This window comes from Pantoea sp. UBA5923 (genome assembly GCF_002431095.1).
In the GTDB taxonomy this organism is placed as follows: Bacteria; Pseudomonadota; Gammaproteobacteria; order Enterobacterales; family Enterobacteriaceae; genus Pantoea; species Pantoea piersonii.
This window is the reverse complement of record NZ_DJDN01000059.1, coordinates 480-18,429: the sequence shown is the minus strand read 5'-3', so window position 1 is coordinate 18,429 and position 17,950 is coordinate 480. Positions and strand designations below refer to the sequence as shown.

16 protein-coding genes and 1 pseudogene are annotated in these 17,950 nt (G+C 55.5%); 8 read left to right on the top strand and 9 right to left on the bottom strand.

The annotated features are described in order from the left end of the window. The coding region (locus tag B3797_RS14065; RefSeq protein ID WP_311791403.1) for a sugar phosphate isomerase/epimerase at positions 1 to 552 on the top strand (552 nt) is incomplete at its 5' end. A 71-nt stretch (positions 553 to 623) separates the two neighbouring features. Here B3797_RS14065 and B3797_RS14060 read toward each other — a convergent pair. After that, positions 624 to 1,559, bottom strand: coding sequence for a LysR family transcriptional regulator (locus B3797_RS14060; RefSeq protein WP_311791402.1), 936 nt, complete (start codon positions 1,557 to 1,559; stop codon positions 624 to 626). Between the two features lie 115 nt (positions 1,560 to 1,674). On the opposite strand from B3797_RS14060, the gene B3797_RS14055 reads away from it, so the two are divergent. The 3 genes and pseudogenes from B3797_RS14055 (at position 1,675) to B3797_RS14045 (ending at position 5,179) form a co-directional block, all read left to right on the top strand. Next, complete coding sequence (locus tag B3797_RS14055; protein WP_311791401.1) at positions 1,675 to 2,400, top strand: SDR family oxidoreductase; 726 nt, start codon at positions 1,675 to 1,677, stop codon at positions 2,398 to 2,400. A gap of 309 nt (positions 2,401 to 2,709) precedes the next feature. Continuing rightward, the gene (locus B3797_RS14050) at positions 2,710 to 3,075 is read left to right on the top strand and encodes a hypothetical protein (RefSeq protein ID WP_311791400.1); all 366 of its coding nucleotides are present in this window, start codon (positions 2,710 to 2,712) and stop codon (positions 3,073 to 3,075) included. Positions 3,076 to 3,124: 49 nt separating this feature from the next. After that, a pseudogene (locus B3797_RS14045) lies at positions 3,125 to 5,179 on the top strand (pyrroloquinoline quinone-dependent dehydrogenase). A 101-nt stretch (positions 5,180 to 5,280) separates the two neighbouring features. Here B3797_RS14045 and B3797_RS14040 read toward each other — a convergent pair. The 5 genes from B3797_RS14040 to B3797_RS14020 all read right to left on the bottom strand — a co-directional run bounded on the left by B3797_RS14040 (position 5,281) and on the right by B3797_RS14020 (position 12,203). Further along, a complete protein-coding gene (locus tag B3797_RS14040) occupies positions 5,281 to 6,771 on the bottom strand; it encodes a sensor domain-containing diguanylate cyclase (protein ID WP_311791399.1) in 1,491 nt (496 codons plus the stop codon). A 356-nt stretch (positions 6,772 to 7,127) separates the two neighbouring features. Beyond that, positions 7,128 to 8,150 (bottom strand): DUF481 domain-containing protein, encoded by a 1,023-nt coding sequence (locus tag B3797_RS14035; protein WP_311791398.1) that lies wholly within the window; start codon positions 8,148 to 8,150, stop codon positions 7,128 to 7,130. A 50-nt stretch (positions 8,151 to 8,200) separates the two neighbouring features. After that, on the bottom strand, positions 8,201 to 9,604 hold the full coding sequence (locus tag B3797_RS14030; RefSeq protein ID WP_311791397.1) for an efflux transporter outer membrane subunit: 1,404 nt from the start codon (positions 9,602 to 9,604) through the stop codon (positions 8,201 to 8,203). Beyond that, positions 9,601 to 11,184, bottom strand: coding sequence for an MDR family MFS transporter (locus B3797_RS14025; RefSeq protein WP_311791396.1), 1,584 nt, complete (start codon positions 11,182 to 11,184; stop codon positions 9,601 to 9,603). The genes B3797_RS14030 and B3797_RS14025 overlap by 4 nt, the downstream gene beginning before the upstream one ends. Then, positions 11,181 to 12,203 (bottom strand): HlyD family secretion protein, encoded by a 1,023-nt coding sequence (locus tag B3797_RS14020; protein WP_311791395.1) that lies wholly within the window; start codon positions 12,201 to 12,203, stop codon positions 11,181 to 11,183. The genes B3797_RS14025 and B3797_RS14020 overlap by 4 nt, the downstream gene beginning before the upstream one ends. A gap of 222 nt (positions 12,204 to 12,425) precedes the next feature. Here B3797_RS14020 and B3797_RS14015 point away from each other — a divergent pair, with 222 nt between their 5' ends. Further along, a complete protein-coding gene (locus tag B3797_RS14015) occupies positions 12,426 to 13,163 on the top strand; it encodes a CerR family C-terminal domain-containing protein (RefSeq protein ID WP_311791394.1) in 738 nt (245 codons plus the stop codon). Positions 13,164 to 13,274: 111 nt separating this feature from the next. On the opposite strand, the gene B3797_RS14010 is transcribed toward B3797_RS14015, so the two are convergent. From B3797_RS14010 to B3797_RS14000, 3 genes are all read right to left on the bottom strand, one after another. Next, entirely contained in the window at positions 13,275 to 14,810 is a 1,536-nt protein-coding gene (locus B3797_RS14010; RefSeq protein ID WP_311791393.1) for an amino acid ABC transporter permease/ATP-binding protein, read from the bottom strand. A gap of 23 nt (positions 14,811 to 14,833) precedes the next feature. Further along, the gene (locus tag B3797_RS14005; RefSeq protein WP_414693087.1) at positions 14,834 to 15,634 is read right to left on the bottom strand and encodes an ABC transporter substrate-binding protein; all 801 of its coding nucleotides are present in this window, start codon (positions 15,632 to 15,634) and stop codon (positions 14,834 to 14,836) included. A gap of 146 nt (positions 15,635 to 15,780) precedes the next feature. Next, positions 15,781 to 16,224 (bottom strand): flavin reductase family protein, encoded by a 444-nt coding sequence (locus B3797_RS14000; protein ID WP_311791391.1) that lies wholly within the window; start codon positions 16,222 to 16,224, stop codon positions 15,781 to 15,783. Positions 16,225 to 16,539: 315 nt separating this feature from the next. On the opposite strand from B3797_RS14000, the gene B3797_RS13995 reads away from it, so the two are divergent. The 3 genes from B3797_RS13995 to B3797_RS13985 form a co-directional block, all read left to right on the top strand. Next, positions 16,540 to 16,959 (top strand): RidA family protein, encoded by a 420-nt coding sequence (locus tag B3797_RS13995; protein ID WP_311791390.1) that lies wholly within the window; start codon positions 16,540 to 16,542, stop codon positions 16,957 to 16,959. A 1-nt stretch (position 16,960) separates the two neighbouring features. Further along, a complete protein-coding gene (locus tag B3797_RS13990; RefSeq protein ID WP_311791389.1) occupies positions 16,961 to 17,638 on the top strand; it encodes a DUF1028 domain-containing protein in 678 nt (225 codons plus the stop codon). Further along, positions 17,631 to 17,950 (top strand): M20/M25/M40 family metallo-hydrolase (locus B3797_RS13985; RefSeq protein ID WP_311791388.1); only part of this gene is annotated, 320 nt, incomplete at its 3' end. The genes B3797_RS13990 and B3797_RS13985, both read left to right, overlap by 8 nt.

Here is a 17,950-nt window from a genome sequence, read left to right as displayed (position 1 = left end):
TCCTGGCCAGGTTACATGCCAGGCGTGATTGATTATCAGTGGAATGAAGTGGCTATTCCCTGGTGGAAAAAGTTTGTGCAGCACGCTAAACAGCATGGCGTAGAGCAGATCGCACTTGAAGAGTTTCCGAGCCAGCTGGTCTACAACCCGTCGACGCTGCTGCGTCTGCGTAACGCCGTCGACGATATGATCGGCATGAACCTTGACCCGTCGCATCTGATTGCAATGGGCGCCGATCCGATTGCCGCTGCGCGTAAACTCGAAGGGGCGATCTTCCACGTCCATGGCAAAGATGCGCGTATTGAGCGTGGTCTGGCGGATATTGACGGCCTGATGGAATACCAGCCGGTAACCAACACCAAAACCCGCACCTGGAACTATGTGGCGGTAGGATGTGGTCAGGATCTGAAGTGGTGGAAGGAGTTTTTCTCAGTGCTGCGCATGACCGGTTATGATGGCGACGTATCGCTGGAGATGGAAGATCTCACCATGAGCGTTGAGGCGGGTCTTCGCACGTCAATCGACGCGCTGAACTTAAGCATCAGCCGTTGACAGCCAGGCGCTGAAGTAACAACAAGCGCGTCCTACAGAAGCCTGACAATAATACCTGATTATTGTCAGGCTTAACTTTTTATGGGCCAGGCGCTGGCGTCACGCTCTTCTTTAAGAAAGTCTACGAATGCGCGCAGCGGCGCAGCTTTAAAGCGACTGGAAAAGTAGAGCCAGGGCCCTTCAAATGCCAGCCACCACTCAGGCAGCAGAGGCTGAAGATCGCCGGTTGCAAAATGGGGCTGTAGCCAGTTTTCAAACGTAGCAATGATGCCTTTGCCGCTTCGCGCCAGATCAATGGCGGCAGAAGCGCCGTTGACGCCGATGGTCAAACGACCAGGAGGATCGACGATAAAGGTTTTACCCGCCCGTTCAAACTCCCAGGGTATTAGCGCGCCGCTTGAATATTTCAGGCGAATGCACGCATGTTCAAGCAGATCGGCAGGATGAGCAACAGAGCCGCACGAGGCGAGATAACCGGGCGAGGCGGCCAGCGCCAGCCTCTGGGTGCGCGGCCCTATCGGCACAGCGATGGTATCTTTCGCCAGATGTTCACCGTAGCGTATGCCTGCGTCGCAGCCCGCCAGCGTCGCGTCCACCAGACGGTCATCAACCATAAGCTCGACCCGCAGTTGCGGATGCCGGGAAAGAAAGCTATCCAGCAGCGGCGGTAGAATATCCACCATCACCGCGCCGGTGACGTTCAGTTTCAGTACGCCGCGAATAGATTGCTGCGAACTCGCCACATCATTCAGCGCGGCCCGCATCTCTGTGAGCAGCGGCGTAACGCGTTCGGCCAGCGCCAGGCCCGCCGCTGTGGCCGTTACGCTGCGCGTCGTTCTGATTAATAGCGGTATTCCCAGCTCCCGCTCCAGCGCGGAGACTTTTTCGCTTACGGTCGAGGGCGACAGACCAAGCTGTTTCGCCGCCGTACGGAAACTCCTTTCGTTTAACACGGTAAGAAAGATCGACAGGTTTTCCATCCCCGCCGCGCCGTTATTGTTCGCCATACCGATCAGCCTGTTCGCATTGTGTCCGTTTATCAAAGCTATCAGGCAAGTTATAAATTCAGAACACAAAAGAGGCGTCTTTTTAGCAAAAAGACAAAATAAGCGGAGAGGCAATATGAAGAGCAAAAGCGTGCTTATTACCGGCGCGAATAAAAGCATCGGTTTTGAAACGGCCCGGCAAATGGGCCGCCTCGGTTATCGGGTCTGGCTGGGCTGTCGCGACGAAGTGCGAGGGCAGTCGGCCGCGGCCAGCCTGGCGGCAGAGGGTGTTGATGTCCGGCTGCTGATCATTGACGTAACGGATAGGGCGACTATTCAGGCGGCTGCTCAGCGGGTGCTCAAGGAAGAGGGGACGCTGGATATTCTGATTAATAATGCCGGCATCTCAGGCAGCTATCCCGTGGCGCCCAGCGAGCAGAGTATCAGGGATATCGAAGCGATCTACGATACCAATGTGCTCGGTGCCATCCGGGTCACCCAGGCTTTTTTGCCTCTGCTTAAAGCCGCAGCAGGCGCCAGTGTTGTTATGGTCAGCAGCGGATTAGGCTCGCTGACATGGGTTTCCGATCCGAACCATCCCTTTTCCCGCGTGGAGGCAATGGGGTACAACAGCTCAAAAACGGCCCTGAATGCAGTAACCGTCGCTTTCGCTAAAGAGCTGAGGGACGTTACCATCAGCGTTAACGCCGTCGATCCAGGCTATACCGCTACCGATTTTAACGGGCATACCGGCTACCGAACCGTTGAGCAGGCCGCTGAAGGCATCGTCTGGCTAGCTGGTCTCGATCCTTTAGAAACGACAGCGGGCTTCTACTTCGATAAAAGCCGGGCGCCCTGGTAACTTTCCTCAAGCGGCATATTGACGCCTGCGCTGCTTTACCGGCAGCGAAATCAGCGCCAGCCCAATCTCCAGCCAGCAGCAACGATACTCAAGCCGAAACCGGACAGATGTTGCTGCTCTTAATGTTCCCTTTGCGCTTGCGGGAAGCAACTCGCGGATCCGCATCTATACTCTACTGCGTTAAGTGAAATATGCCGCTATTTCTGCGCTGCGCTCTCTTTTTAGCTGATAACGCTGCGCGAAAGGCGCCCGTATAGACCCACTAACTATTCCTTTTTCTAATTTTCTTTTCGCAGGGGACTTCCTGGTATGTTGCAATCTCAACGCTCGCGCCTGGGCAGCATTTTGCTGCTGCTGGCTGCGGTGGCCAGCTTCGCACTGGCGCTTTATGCCTGGCTTACACCATTAACCGGCGTTACCGGCACTATCGGTGCGCTTGGCGTGGTCATCGCCAGTGTGGTTCTGGCGGTGCTGGCCTTTATCTTACGTGGCGTTTCAACACGGGGCGCTCGCATTTTCTGGACCATCATCACCCTCATCGTGCTGGTTGGCATTGGATTTGCCGCGCTGCTGCTGCATCAGTGGGTTATTACCGCAGCGATGGTTGTCGGCCTGATCGGACTCATTGCGCTGAGTAAAGAGAAGGCAACCCATCATCAATACGCCAGATCCTGAGGAACCGACCGTGCATAAAGATAAACAGAACCAGCTGATGAAAGTCAGCATGACTGCGCTTGCTCTGCTGGTGGCGCCACTCACATTACAGGCGCAGGATAAAGCCACAGAAGCTTCTCAGGGAACGCAGAAGAAGCTTAATGTGGATGCCGCTAACCAGCAGGCACCAGGCACCACCAACACCACTAAAGAGGCCTCTTCCGGGCAGGATGGACAGAAGGTGGAGTCAGCGTCCGGCGTGGCTTCGCCGCTGGTGCCGGAAAACGCGACCTGGGACAGCTTCCACGGTCAGCTCAATGCCCAGAAGTACAGCCCGCTTAAACAGATCACGGCTGATAACGTCAGTAAACTAGAGAAGGTGTGGGAATTCCATACCGGCGACGTTTCCGATGGCAAAGGTAAAACGCCCGCAACGGTCTGGTCAGCCACACCGGTTTTTGCTAACGAGACAATCTATATTGGTACGCCCTTTGACCGCCTGATCGCCCTGGATCCGGGAACCGGTAAAGAGAAGTGGCACTACGATACCAAAGCCCCGCGCGAAGCGCTGACGCAGCCGGTTCTGAAGAATCGCGGCGTCTCCTACTGGCAGGCTAAAAACCCGGTCGCCGGGCAGGCCTGTCAAAAAATCGTTTATATGGGCACCGTTGACGCCAAACTCTACGCGCTGGATGCAGACTCCGGCAAGCCGTGTGAACAGTTCGCCAATAAAGGCGTACTGGACGTTAATCAGTGGAATACCCTGAACGCCAAATATCCGCTGTCGCTGTTGCAGCCGCCTACCGTGGTCGGCAACCATCTGATTGTGGGTTGGGCAGGTAAAGACTGGGCCTACGCTGAAGCGCCTCCCGGCACAGTCTTTTCTATCAACGCAGAGACCGGCCAGCGTGAATGGACCTTCGATGCCATTCCGGCTGATATCCGCAAACGTACCGGCACCGCCAACGTCTGGACTCATATGTCAGCAGACGAAGCTCACGGCCTGATCTACCTGCCGGTTTCGTCACCTTCGCCGAACTACTGGGGCGGCAACCGCGTTGACGCTATTCCGCTCGGTACATCCACCACCGCGCTGGATGTGAACACCGGTAAAGTGGTCTGGTCGCGTCAGTGGGTGCATCACGACGTGTGGGATTACGATATCAACTCCGCGCCGACGCTGATGGACATCACGGTCAATGGCAAGCAGATCCCCGCGCTTATCCAGGCAACCAAACAGGGCTTCCTGTTCGTGGTGAACCGCCTGACGGGTGAAGATGTCTGGCCAATCGAGGAGCGCCCGGTACCGCAAGGCGATGGCTCCGTACAGGGCGAGAAACTGTCTCCGACGCAGCCGTTCCCTACTAAACCCGCGCCGCTGCTCGATCAGTCTAAAAAGCCTGAAATCTGGAAGCTGGCGGATATCGTTGGCGCCGGCCAGTGTTCACGCCTGTGGGATAAGCTGACCTACGAGGGCATGTATACCCCGCCGACAACCAAAGGCGAGGGTACATTAACTTACCCGGACAGCGCTGGTGGCGTGCAGTGGGGCGGCGTAGCCTTCGATCCGCAGAATCAGATCGCGGTAGTCAACGTCTCTCATATCGTGCAGTACGTGAAGCTCTAGAGCCGTGAAGACTATGACAAAGCGGATAAAGGCTCTGGCAACGAGAGCGGTTTTGCTCCGCAAGAGGGCGCGCCCTACGGGATGCGTCTTGACGTAGCGAATAACTGGCTCGGCATGCCCTGCTGGCAGCCGCCGTTTGGCGAGCTGGTGGCGCTGGATATGCACACCGGCGAGGTGAAGTGGCGTCGTCCGGTTGGCGCATCTCAGCAGTACGGCTTCTTTATGCCTGAAAGCTGGGGCTCGCCCACCATTGGCGGCCCGGCAGTGACCGCTGGCGGCGTTATCTTTATTGGCGCCTCAATGGATGCCAAAGTGCGCGCCTATTCGCTGGAGAGCGGCAAAGAGCTGTGGTCCGATCAGGCTGAAGCGCCTGCCGTGGCGAACCCCTCTGTTTATGAATATCAGGGGCGTCAGTATGTGGCCTTTGTGGCGGGCGGTAATACCATCCTGAAAGATCAGGTGGGCGACCAGGTTGTGGTTTACGCGCTGCCGAAGTAAAGCCTTGAGTTGAGGCTGAGTCAGTAAACAGCAGTGGGGCAGCGATGCCCCACTTTTATTTTTGCTGCATATTCACATCCAGGACGCGCCTGTCTGGCCCGTCACTGTTGACCGTAGGCCTGATTGCGTCCATTGCGCTTCGCCTGATAAAGCGCCTGATCAGCCTCACGTTTCAGCTGTTCTGCTTCTGAAGGATCGCCTTTAGATATCAGCGCAAAGTAACCCGCGCTGATGGTGACAACGCCTGCCGCCGTCTCTGTGGTTTCGTGAGCAATACCTAACTCCATAACCGACCTGACGGCCTCATCAGCAACGATTTTCGCCTCGGAAAAGTCAGTGTTGGGCATGATAATCGCGAACTCCTCTCCGCCGTAGCGCGCCACCACGTCGCCGTGGTACTGAACGCTGCCCTTAAGCGCCTGAGCGACATCCTGCAAACACTCATCTCCTGATACATGTCCGTAGGTGTCGTTGTAGCGCTTGAAAAAGTCGATATCGATCATGATCAGCGCCAGCGGGTCGCCGGTTTTATGCGATCTCAGCAACGCCTGCTCCAGCAGCGCGTCAAACTGGCGGCGGTTGGCAAGCCCGGTTAAACCATCCACCAGCGCCAGCGACTGCAGCGTATGGTTAATGGTGGTCAGCTCGTCGCGGACAAAAGAGAGCTCAAGCTGGTTTCTGACGTTGGTGCCGACCTGGCGGAGCACCAGCACGCCGATGCCGTTGATAATGCCCAACAGCGCCAGGTTGAGCAGCACGTTCAGCAGATTGCCTGAGAGCCACGCCATACGAATACTTGCCAGATCGTAGCCAGCGGTGACAATCAGCGGATAACGTTCAAGCCGGGCGTAACCAAATACGCGCTCCACGCCGTCAAAGGATGAGCGCCACGTAGCATTGCCGCTGGAGGCCGCTTTAAGCTCGGTTTCGAACAGCGGGCTGGTTGAGAGCATTCTGCCAATGTAGGCATCGGAGAAAGGGCGGATATAGAGCGCTGAAGAATCTGCCAGAATCAGCCCTAACGTGTCCTTTTCGCCCAGGGAAAAATAGCTGTAATACTGGCGGAAATAGTCTACCCGTACGGTCGCCAGCGCAACGCCGGCAAAATTACCCTGCGCATCGTTAAGGCGAACGGAAACAGGGATCACCAGATCGCCGGTCGAGCGGCTGCGTATAACGTGGCTGATCAACAAATTGGTATCGTTATGGGTGCGATGCCAGATGAAATAGTCTCGATCGGCATTGCTGGCATTAGTTGGAATAAAATTGCCGGAAGAAGCAATCCAGTGGCCCGCCGTATCGTAAATAAACAACCCGTGTAGCTGGGGCAGTTTACTTTGCTGCTCTTTTAGCTGATGCAGAAAAGCTGGCGTCGCAGCATAGTCGTTTCCGCGCTGCCTTAGCTGTCTTACCGCATCCGCCAGCGTAATATCTACCTGAAGAATCGCATCTTCAGCCTGTTTTGCCAGAGAGACGGAAAGGTTACGGGCATCATCTTTTCTCTCGCTGACTTTTTGCTGCCACGAGTTCCATAAAGACCAGGCATTGATGCCAATAACAAAGAGGCTCGTCAGCAATAAAAACATCACCATGCTTTTACCAAGAGACGTTTTTAACAGAGAGGAGCCTGAAGTTCGCAACGTATTCTTTCGCATATAAAAGGATGTGTGCCGGCAGCAATGGTTAGTCAGGCATCATACAGTAATTACGCAGCTAATCTAACAGAGAGAAGATACAGGAACGGGTTTTTATTTACATTATCGAGCGTCATTAACGCGAGCGGCGCTTATCGCTCTGCGGCCCTGATTCTTTTCGTTCCGCTGCGCAATCATCGCCAGTAGCCAAATTTAATCTGCTGATGCCCCGGCCCGCTTAAATGATAAAAGCGGGCGCCACGCAGGTTTTATTGACCTGTAGCAGAATAAGCCTGACGCCCGTTGATTAACGATTACCATTTCACGCCGAGGCCGGTTGAAAAGGTGCCTTCATTCAGATTGTCGCGCGTGCCGTGTACCAGATTTTTATGATAGCCGATATGCCAGGTTGACCAGGACGTTAGCGAATAGCGCAAGCCGACCTCTGCATCCATTGTGAAAATATCGTCCTCATCCAGCGAATGTCCAATATCCCCGTTACTGTAAAGCGTCACCTTTTTTGCCAGCAAATAGCGCTGATAATTCCAGCGAACAGAAGCGCCAAGGTGATCGTCACTGCTCCCGTCGCTGTAGCCGTAGCCAAACGCGCCTGCCAGTATTGAAACGGAAAAAGAACTTAGCTCAGTATCCCATAGCTGATAACCTGGACCGGTACCAATCAGCGCCTGGCGGGAAACATCCTCCACCCAGTCACGTTTATATGTACCGCGCGTTTGCCAGAAATATTGTTCACGGAAAATGTAGTCAAAGGCATAGCGCAGGCTGTAATTATCCGTATTTACGCTCTCATTTTCCTGCTCACGGTTGTAGGTCGCGCCAATATCATGCCGCCAGCGTCCCTGGCTAAGCTTAGTATTGAGCGAGAAGTTATAATCATCGGTTTTGGTCGAGGATTTTTTTATATTCACGCCCGCGTCTATATTTCCTGTCCAGGATAGCGCATCAGTCCGCACTTTTTCTTTCATAAAATCGTCTATGCGTTTGACCGAGACTTTCTGCTGCTGACGCTCATCGTCGCGCCTTACCCAGACGTAACCAGGATCGCCCGCCGTTAAAGTTACGTGATAGTTCTCCCCGGTCTTTTTATTTTCCACCACAAAAGGGTTATTGCTGGCAAGGGTACTGACGGCGCTCCACTTTAAAGTTAGCGTACCGCCATATTCCGTATCCAGTCCCAGCTTACCGTCGCTCAAATAGCGAACGGTGCCCGTAAGACGATCGCCATTATTCAGCCATACCGTATCCGCCCAGGCGACGTTCAGAATCCCTGAGAGTAATGTCGCCATCAGGGGCGGTAGCGCTTTTTTTATCGCCATAGTGTCCGTTAGCGTTTTTATAAAAAAAAGAGTGTCGGGTCTTCAGCGCCTTATTGCCAACCCAGCCCCAGACTTTTTTGTAACGCCACGAAATCTACGGTGAGTTGAGTCTGGGCATTAATCTCATCCTGCTGGGCGGCCAGCAGGGTGCGCTCGCTGTCCAGATAGTCGATCAGGCTGGCGGCGCCTGCTTTATAGCGCTGTTGTACAAGCGAGCTGGCGTGCTGCGCCGACGCGCTTACGCGATAGAGATCGACTACATTTTGCCGCTGGTGGCCGTAGCGGGAGAGGGATGAGTTGGCGTCGCGCAACGCGTCCAGCACCGTCTTACGCCACTGCGCTTCCGCTTCGTCGCGCTCCGCCTGAGCCTTATCGACCTGGGCGCCTACCCGGCCGAAATCCAGGAAGTTCCACTGTAGAAAAGGGATCAGCATCCATGACATATTCTGCTTTTCAAGCAGGGCGCCCTCGGCGGTGCTAAATCCCAGCGTCCCGACAAGATTAACTTTGGGAAAGTAGTCCGCCTTGTGTTCGCCAATCTCCGCCGTTTTCGCAGCAAGCTGGCGTTCTGCGCTGCGCACGTCCGGCCTGCGTTTTAACAGCTCGCCCGGATCGGAAACGTTAATATTAGAGGGGAGCTGCGGCAGGCTGTTAATATTTGACAGCATGCCATCAAGCTCGCCGGGCGTTTTCCCAACCAGGAAAGCGAGCGTATCCAGATACCCATCAATATCCGCCTGCAAAGGCGACAGCTGAGCCTGGGTTGTTTCCAGCTGAGTAACGAGGCGCTCTACATCGCTGTCGCTGGCGGTGCCCTGGTGACGTCTTTGCTGGGTCAGGGTGAGCATTTGCTGCTGCACCTCGACTGAACGCTTCAGCAACGCCAGCTGCTGTCGCGCACCGGCCAGCATCAGATAGTTTCTGGCGACCTCTGCCGTAATGGAAACCTGCGCATCCGCAATGTTGGCAACAGACGCCTGCTCCATAGCGCGGGACGCTTCAATCGCCCGGCGTGTACCGCCAAAGAGATCCACCTCCCAGCTGGCGTCAAAACTGGTGGTATACAACGACAGCGGGTTTGTATCGCCTGTCGCCACGCTGTCGGGAAGATGCGCCCGGACCGCGGCGCCTGACGCCGACAGCGAAGGATATTCACTCGCTTTATTGCCGCTCAGCGTCGCCCGCGCCTGGCGTAGTCGCGCGCGTACGATGCCAATATCGGGATTATTTTTTAACGCGTCGTCAATAAGCTGGTTCAGCAGCGGAGCGTTTAGCGTGGTCCACCATGCTGATGTCGCTGGCGAAGTGGCGAAGCCTGTATCAGGAAGCCGGGCATATTTAGTGGCTTTAACCGGGCTGGCAGGCTCATGGTAATCCGGACCAACCGTACAGCCTGTCAGCACAGGCAGCAACATCAGCATGGTGTAGGAGAGTTTATTGAATTTATTCATCATTTTTTCATCGAGCTGGAAGCGGCGCCGGGCTTATGCGGTGAGCGCAACAGGAAAGTGAGAGGTATACAGCAGATCAGGGCAAACCCCATCAGATAGAAGGTTTCTGAATAGGTCAGCACCAGCGCCTGTTGTTGAATCTGCTGCGCCAGCTGTGCCAGCGCCTGTGTGGCTGAATAGGCGGCATCGCCGGTCTGGCTGAAAAATCCGGCGCTGCTGGTCGCCATTCTGTCAGTGACCAGCGGCGAATTCGCGCTGATGGATTCGCGGATGACGTCGTTGTGCAGCTTGCTTTGCCGGTCGATAAATATGCCAACCAGCGCAAGTCCGACCGAGCCGCCGAGGTTGCGCATCATATTGTAAAGACCGGCTGCATCGGCCGCTTCTTCGGTACGCACCGCCGCCATTGACGCCTGATTCAGCGGCATCATCGCCAGGATCTGACCGGCGCCGCGCAAAATTTGCGACCAGAAAAAATCGTCGCCGTTGCTTTGTACGGTCAGCGTCGTGTCCAGAAAACAGCTCCACGCAAAGAAGCCGATACCGCATATGACCAGTAATTTGATATCGATTTTGGTCAACAGCCTGGGCAGAAAGGGCATAAGCAACAGACTGGGTATGCCTGAGATCAGCAACACCATCCCGGACTGCTGGGCGTTATAGTCAGCTATGCCGCTCAGAAACTGCGGCAGCAGATATAAGATGCAGTAGAGAGCGATGCCGAGGATAAAAACGATGACGATGACGCTGAGAAAGCGGAAGTTAAACAGTAGCGACAAACGAATGACCGGCCTGCGTGCGCTAACCTGAGAGATCAGCAGCAGAACAAACCCGATCGCGCATACCACGCTAAGCCAGCAAATTTCGGTAGATTCAAACCAGCGTTCGCGCTGCCCCTCTTCCAGCACCACCGTCAGTGAGCTAAGCGCCGCGCTAAGTCCCAGCACGCCAGTCCAGTCCGCGCGAATAAATTCAGTCCAGTTGGTTTCTTCTTTATTCAGGCCGTTTAACAGCAGGAACACCAGCGCCACGCTCACCGGCACGTTAATAAAAAAGCACCAGTGCCAGCTGATATTTTCTGCCAGCCAGCCGCCCATGACTGGGCCGAGTACCGGCCCCAGAATGACAATCAGACCAAATATCGACATGCCCAGCGGCAGCTGAGAGCGCGGCAGGCGGGTACGAATAATCATCTGCGCGGTCGGTATCATCGCGCCGCCGGTAAAACCCTGGCCGATACGCCCTAACACCATCTGCGGCAGGCTTTCTGACAGACCGCAGATAATGGAAAACAGCGTAAAGAATACCGCCATCGAGATGAGGAAGTTTCGTAAGCCAAACACCCGGGTAAGCCAGCCTGCCAGCGGGATCATGACGATCTCGGACATCAGGTAACCCGTAGAGATCCAGGTTCCCTCGGTGCCGGTTGCGCCAAGCTCTCCCTGGATTTGCGGCAGCGCCGAGTTGGTAATAGAGATATCAAGGGTGGCCAGCAACGCCCCCAGCGCACCGGCGATAACCGCTATCCAGTCCGACAGCGAGGCCTTCTCCGCCTCTTGCGACGTGACGCCAGCCGCACTCATTTTCCTGCACCCTGTTCATGGGTATCGACATCGACCGTCACTGACATGCCGGGTAAGAGCCGCTTACGTTCCTCTGGCGCGGCGGTAATGCGGATTTTCACCGGTACGCGCTGGACGATTTTAGTAAAGTTACCCGTCGCATTTTCCGGCGGCAGCAGCGCGAACTGCGATCCGGTACCGGGTGAGAAGCTGTCAACCACGCCTTTGAGTTTCAGATCCGGCAGCGCATCAACGTGCAGCGTAGCGGGCTGACCCGGGCGCATATTGGTCAGTTGGGTTTCTTTGAAATTAGCGGTCAGATAAATGTCGTTGAGCGGCACCACCGTCAGCATACGGGTGCCCGGCTGCACATACTGGCCCACCCGGACGGTGCGGTTGCCGATCACGCCATCTATCGGGCTACTCACGAGCGTATTTTTAAGATCGATATCGGACTGCGCCAGACTGGCTCTTGATGACGCCAGTTCCGCTTCACTTTGTACGATTTGCGCCTTCAGCGTATCAATCTGGGCGGAAGCGGCTTTTACCGCTGCGGCATTGGCTGCGACATCCGCTTGCGCGGCATCGCGACTGCGCTTTAAGTCGGCCAGATGTTCGCTCGCTTCGGCACCGCTGGCAGCCAGCGGACGATAGCGGTCGTATTCATGCGAGGCATAACGTAACTGCACCTGGGCAGAGGCGTACTGAGCCTGAGCCTGTTCAATCTCAGCCTGCTGACGGGTGATATCCGCTCTTGCGCGTTCGATTGCCGCCTCACGGGCTTTAATCGTGGCCTGCATCTCATTGACCCGCGCCTGATACTGGTCGTTTTCGATGCGAACCAGCGGGTCGCCGGCTTTAACGACCTGGTTGTCATTAACCAGAACGGCCACGATATTTCCAGATACCTTAGGCGCCAGCGTCACGCTGTCAGCCTGAAGATAGGCATCATTGGTCGATTCTGTATAACGCGTCAAAAAATACCAGACGGCGCAAATCAGCGCGATAACCACGACGGCAATCAGCAGGAGTAAACGCATCCGCTTGCTTTTAGGTTTGGGTCTGGTTACTGAACGGGAGGCATCACCTTGAGCGGGTGATGCTGAAGTGGCTACTGAAAGGTACAGCAAGGTAAACCTCTGTAAAGGAAATTATATCGCGTGATATAAATTGTCTGCGAGCTGAATTTATGTCAAGCGATATATTTTATAACCCCGCAGATAACTGCGTATAATGCGCGTACAAGCGACAGGAGGAGCGGCGTGTCGGGAAAAAATCTAAAGCCCTTAAGGCATTCAACAGAAAGCGGATATCACCGTGGCGAAGAGACGCGCCAGCGCATAATTGATGCTGCCGTCGAGATTTTTGGCGAACGGGGATTTAAGACGGCAACAACCCGGCAGATAGCGACGGCAGCAGGGGTGAACACACCTGCGTTGCAGTATTACTTTGAAAACAAAGAAGGGCTTTACCTCGCCTGTGTCGACTCACTGGCTAATGAGAGTTACGCCTTCTTCCAGCCGCTGCTGGAGCGCATTGAAAGCCCTGACGAGAATAGCGATATCGAGGAGTGCAAAACGCTTTTTTGCGCGTTGCTCGACACCATGTTTGACCGCATCACCGGCAGCAAAAACCCGGCCGGCAAGCGGTTATTTCATGCCCGCCTGCAGATGGGCGACGGGCCAGAACAGGCGTTTGCGCTGATGCAGAAGTTAATCGGGAACAAAATCTTCCAGGCAGGTTTTCAGCTTATCGGACGTATTACCCAACAATCAGTCAGCGCAGAAATCACCCGCCTGCGGACGGTTTCGCTTATCGGCCAGGTCGCGATGATACACGCCATGCAAAACACCGTACTGACGCAGCTTAAATGGACACACTTTGATGAAGCGCGTCTGACGATGCTGAAAGCGATCGCCCGTGAACACAGTATGACGATGCTGACTAAGTGGCATCTGGAATCAGGCTCATCCGAGGGTGGGAAGAGGGGTAAGCGCTAAACCAGGGATGAGTGATTTGGGCTGCGGATCCTGGATTTTGCCGCATACGCCAGCGCAAAAGCGTTATCTACGTCTATATCGGTTTTGATAACGCTCTCTGTTATCAAGGTTTTATGACGTCGTTGCGGGCGCGAAATTCACATCCTTCAAAAAGGCGTTGATACGCGGATGCTCGCCGTTGCGCAATGCCTGCGGCGAATCGTCGCAGACCACGCGGCCTTTCTCCATGAATACGATACGATCGGAGACGGTAAAGGCGAAGTTCATCTCATGCGTTACGATAATCATCGTAATCCCTTCGTCCGCCAGGTTTTCAATCACCTGCAGCACCTCATTGACCTTCTCCGGGTCTAGCGCCGAGGTTGGTTCATCGAACAGCATGATTTGCGGACGCATCATCAGCGCGCGGGCGATAGCGACGCGCTGCTGCTGGCCGCCGGAAAGCTGATGCGGATACTTGAACGCGTGTTCCAGCATCCCGACTTTTTGCAACAGTACGCTAACGTGATGCTTAAGTTCGCTGAGCGGAGCCAGCCGATGATAGCGCGGCGCCAGCAGCAGGTTATTCATCACCGTCAGGTGCGGAAACAGGTTAAAGCTCTGGAATACCATACCGATGTTCAAACGATGCTCGTCATGCTCCACGAAGCGGGGCTTCTGTGCCCCCTGCTGGCTGAGACGAATAAACGGCTGGTCGTTAATGCGAATTTCGCCGTTATCGATCTGTTCAAGACCATTCAGCAGCCGGATCAGAGTAGTTTTGCCGGAACCGGACGGGCCGATCACCGATACCACTTCGCCGGGCTGGATTTGCAGGCTGACCGCACCCAGCACTTCCACATTGTTGTAAGCCTTATGCAGTTTCGCTGCCTGCAATGCAGGAACCGGATTCTCTGTCGCAGGACGGGCAACGGCAGGTATCGGCTGCTTTGCCAGCGCCAGCAGCGCAGGATCGACAGCGCGCGCGGTTTTGCGCTGCGTGACATCCAGGTAACGCTCCAGACGCTTCAACAGGAAGTCAAATACCGTCACGATAAAGACATAGTAAAACGCCACCGCCGCCATGGTCTCCATTACCAGAAAGTTCTGTGAATAGAGGCGCTGTCCGACCATCAGAATTTCAGTCAGCGAAATCACTGACACCAGCGAGCTGAGCTTGACGATAGAGATATATTCATTCGCCAGCGACGGCAGCGCCACGCGCAGCGCCTGTGGAATAATGACGCGCCACTGAATGCCGGCATAGCGCAGACCGAGGGCGCGCGCCGCCTCTCGCTGGCCTTTCGGAATGGAAAGCAGTCCGCCGCGGTGGATCTCGGCAATATAGGCCGTTTCGCTCAGCACCAGCGCAATCAGGCCCGCCCAGAAGGGATCGCTCAGGATTGCCGACGACGCAGGCAGCGCCTGCGGCATGTTATAAACGAATATCAGCAGCACCAGCAGCGGCAGACTGCGGAACAGCCAGATATAAGCGCGGGCAGGGAGATTGAGCCAGGGCTGCGACGCCTGTTTGCCAAGCGCCAGCACAAAGCCCAGCACGATGCTGAGGCTCCAGCTCAACAGGCTCAGTTTGATAACGGTCCAGGTCGCCAGCCAGAAGTCTGCGTTGCTCAGCAGACTCAGCAAATAGTTCCAGTCAAAAGTCATGCGTTTACTCCCGCCCGCCAGAATTACTGTTTCAGTGCCTGAATATCGGCGTCACCGGGTTCCGCCAGATGATATTTTTGCAGCAGCGTCGTGTACTCGCCGCTGGCTTTAAACGCGGCAATGCCGTCGGAAAGCTGCTGTTTGAACTCAGGCGCGGATTTGCTTACGCCCAGCCCGACCAGCACCGGATAGAGCAACGTATCGGACGTCACAGCCAGGCGGCCATGCATTTTCTCCACGACCTGGCTGGCCACGGCGGCGTCGGTCATCTGTACCTCAACCGCGTGCGACAGCAGCGCCTGGGTGGTTTGTGGATCGGTGGAATATTCGCTAACGGCGATCGGCTTCAGACCCTGCTTTGCGCAATAGTCAGTGGAGAGCGCATGCAGTTTTTCCAGCCAGTAGGTGCCCTGCATCGAGCCGACTTTATGCCCGCACAGCTCTTCCGGTTTTTTCGGTTTGAAGCTGCTGCCTGCAAGCGTAATCAGCGATTCGCCGGTTTTCAGGTAGGGCACCATGTCGATCACTTTGCTGCGTTCCGGCGTGATAAACAGCGCGGAGGCGATCAGATCGTAACGTTTAGCCTGTAATCCCGGGATCAGGCTGGTAAAGCGGGTATCGACATAGCTCGGCTCCAGCTTCATCGCCTTAGCCACACCGTTCATAAACTCGATATCGAATCCGGCCGGGGTTTTCCCGTCCAGATATTCATAGGGCGGGAAGGTCAGATCGCTGCCGACCATCAGTTTGCCCGGCGTCATAACTGCCGCCTGCGCGCAGGCCGCCGATAAAAGAGAAACGCCGAGGGTTACGCATTTCACCATGTTATTCATTTGCAGGTCGCTCCGGTGTTGGTTTCTGGTTTCTTCCCGGTTGATCCGGGAATGATGAATAAATTATTTATTCCACAGGACGTATGGCCTGGAAATTCGTATTTTCCGCGTCCGGTTATAGGTAAAAACGGGTCTGCTCAGGGTTGATCGCGCTGGATCAACACAAACTGACGCGCCTGCCGCGCCAGAGGAATGCCGGGATGGTGATGAATTATCTGTACTTCGCCGACCAGCATCAGGTTACTGTTCAGCACAAATCGGTTTTGCAACTGACAATCGAAGCTGGCGACAGCCATTCTCAACCGCGGGTTGCCGGACAATTCATACGTCCAGTCGTCGTCGCTGAAGTTATCTCTGCCAACCTGCGGCATCGCGAAGCGCAGCGCCAGACGCTTCTGCACTTCGGAAAGCACGTTAATGCTGAAGCGTCGGTTTTCTGCGATAGCCAGGCAGATCGGGCTGTCGCGGTGCAAAGCAATCATAACCAGCGGCGGTTCGCCGGAGACGGAAATCATGGCGTTTACCGTAACGGCCGCGTTGCCGCCGGTACCGGCCGTTGCAACGATATTAACGCCAGCCACGCAACTCTCCGCTGCATGCAGAAATGCGTCGCGAACACTCAGCGGTAGTTCTTTTACGGAAGGGGACATCGCCAGCTCCTCAAACCAGGGAAAACTGAGTATGTCCGCCTGAAAATGGAAGATAAATTTGTATTTTATTAGGCTAAGCCCTCAAAAAAACGAGTCTCGGACAGGCCAGTTTTTCCTTATTCTCAGTAGATAAAAAACATTATTTATTTTCATTCTTCCCTTCCCAAAAATAGGTCAATCCCGAGCCAGTTACGCGTATAAGGCGCCTCTGGTTTCGTCACTCTCTCGCCGCGAAAGGAAATGTCCATGAGTCAACCGACCCATACCCGCATCCGCATGTTTAATACCAAAGATACGTATCCTAACCAGACGCTGAACAACGATCTCTGCCAGGCAGTACGTGCCGGAAATACCGTATACGTGCGCGGCCAGGTCGGAACGGACTTTAACGGCAACCTGGTCGGGCTGGGCGATCCTGGCTTGCAGGCGCAGCAGGCAATGAAGAACATCAAGCAGCTGTTAGAAGAGGCGGGCAGCGATCTCAGCCATATCGTTAAAACCACCACTTACATTATCGATCCGCGCTATCGCGAGCCGGTTTATCAGGAAGTGGGTAAATGGCTGAAAGGTGTCTTTCCCATCTCAACCGGGCTGGTGGTTTCTGCGCTGGCTCAGCCGCAGTGGCTGGTGGAGATCGACGTCATCGCCGTGATCCCGGAGGCGTGATATGACTTTTTCCATCGCCGGTTTTTGTCCGCGCAGCGGCCAGTATGGCATCGCGCTCAGCTCATCCAGCATGGCGGTAGCGGCGCGCTGTCCCTGGCTGATGAGCGGAGTGGGCGCGGTCTCCAGCCAGAATGTCACGCTGCCGTCGCTCGGCCCGAAAATTCTCACGCGTCTGGAGCAGGGAGAAAAAGCGGCCGACGCGCTGAGCGCCGTGATGGCGGAAGAACCCTGGGCGGACTGGCGGCAGGTTACAGTGCTGGACGGTCGGGGCGAAAGCGCGGCTTTTTCCGGCGCGCGAACGCTGGGCATTAATCACACCCGTCAGGGTGTTAACTGCGTCGCAGCCGGCAATATGCTGGCTGATACCGGAGTAATCGATGCAATGGTCGACAGTTTTAGCGCCGATCCAGCGCTGTCGCTGGGTGACAGGCTGATCGCCGCTTTACAGGCGGGTTTGCAGGCGGGCGGCGAAGCCGGGCCTGTTTTCTCCGCTGGCATCAAAGTCGTCAGCAGCGAAAGCTGGCCGGTAACCGATCTGCGCGTCGACTGGCATGAAGAGGATGCGATTGGCGAACTGGCGCGCCTGTGGCAGCTGTGGCAGCCGCAAAGCGAAGCCTATCTGATACGCGCCGTTAACCCATCCGAGGCGCCGAGCTACGGTGTACCGGGCGATGAATGATCCTGCTACGCACTTATTACTGGCCGACCTTATCGCTTTCGATACGGTCAGCCGCCACAGCAACCTGGCGTTGATCGACTATGTGCAAAGATATCTGGCCCGTTACGGCGTGGACAGTCAGCTGTTGCCGGACGCCAGCGGCCAGAAGGCCAGTTTACTGGCGGTGATCGGCCCTCAGGATAAACCGGGCATCGTGCTATCCGGCCATACCGATGTGGTACCGGTTGATGGTCAGCAGTGGCAAAGTGACCCCTTCTGCTTACAGCAGCGCGACGGCCGGCTTTATGGCCGCGGCGCGGCGGATATGAAAGG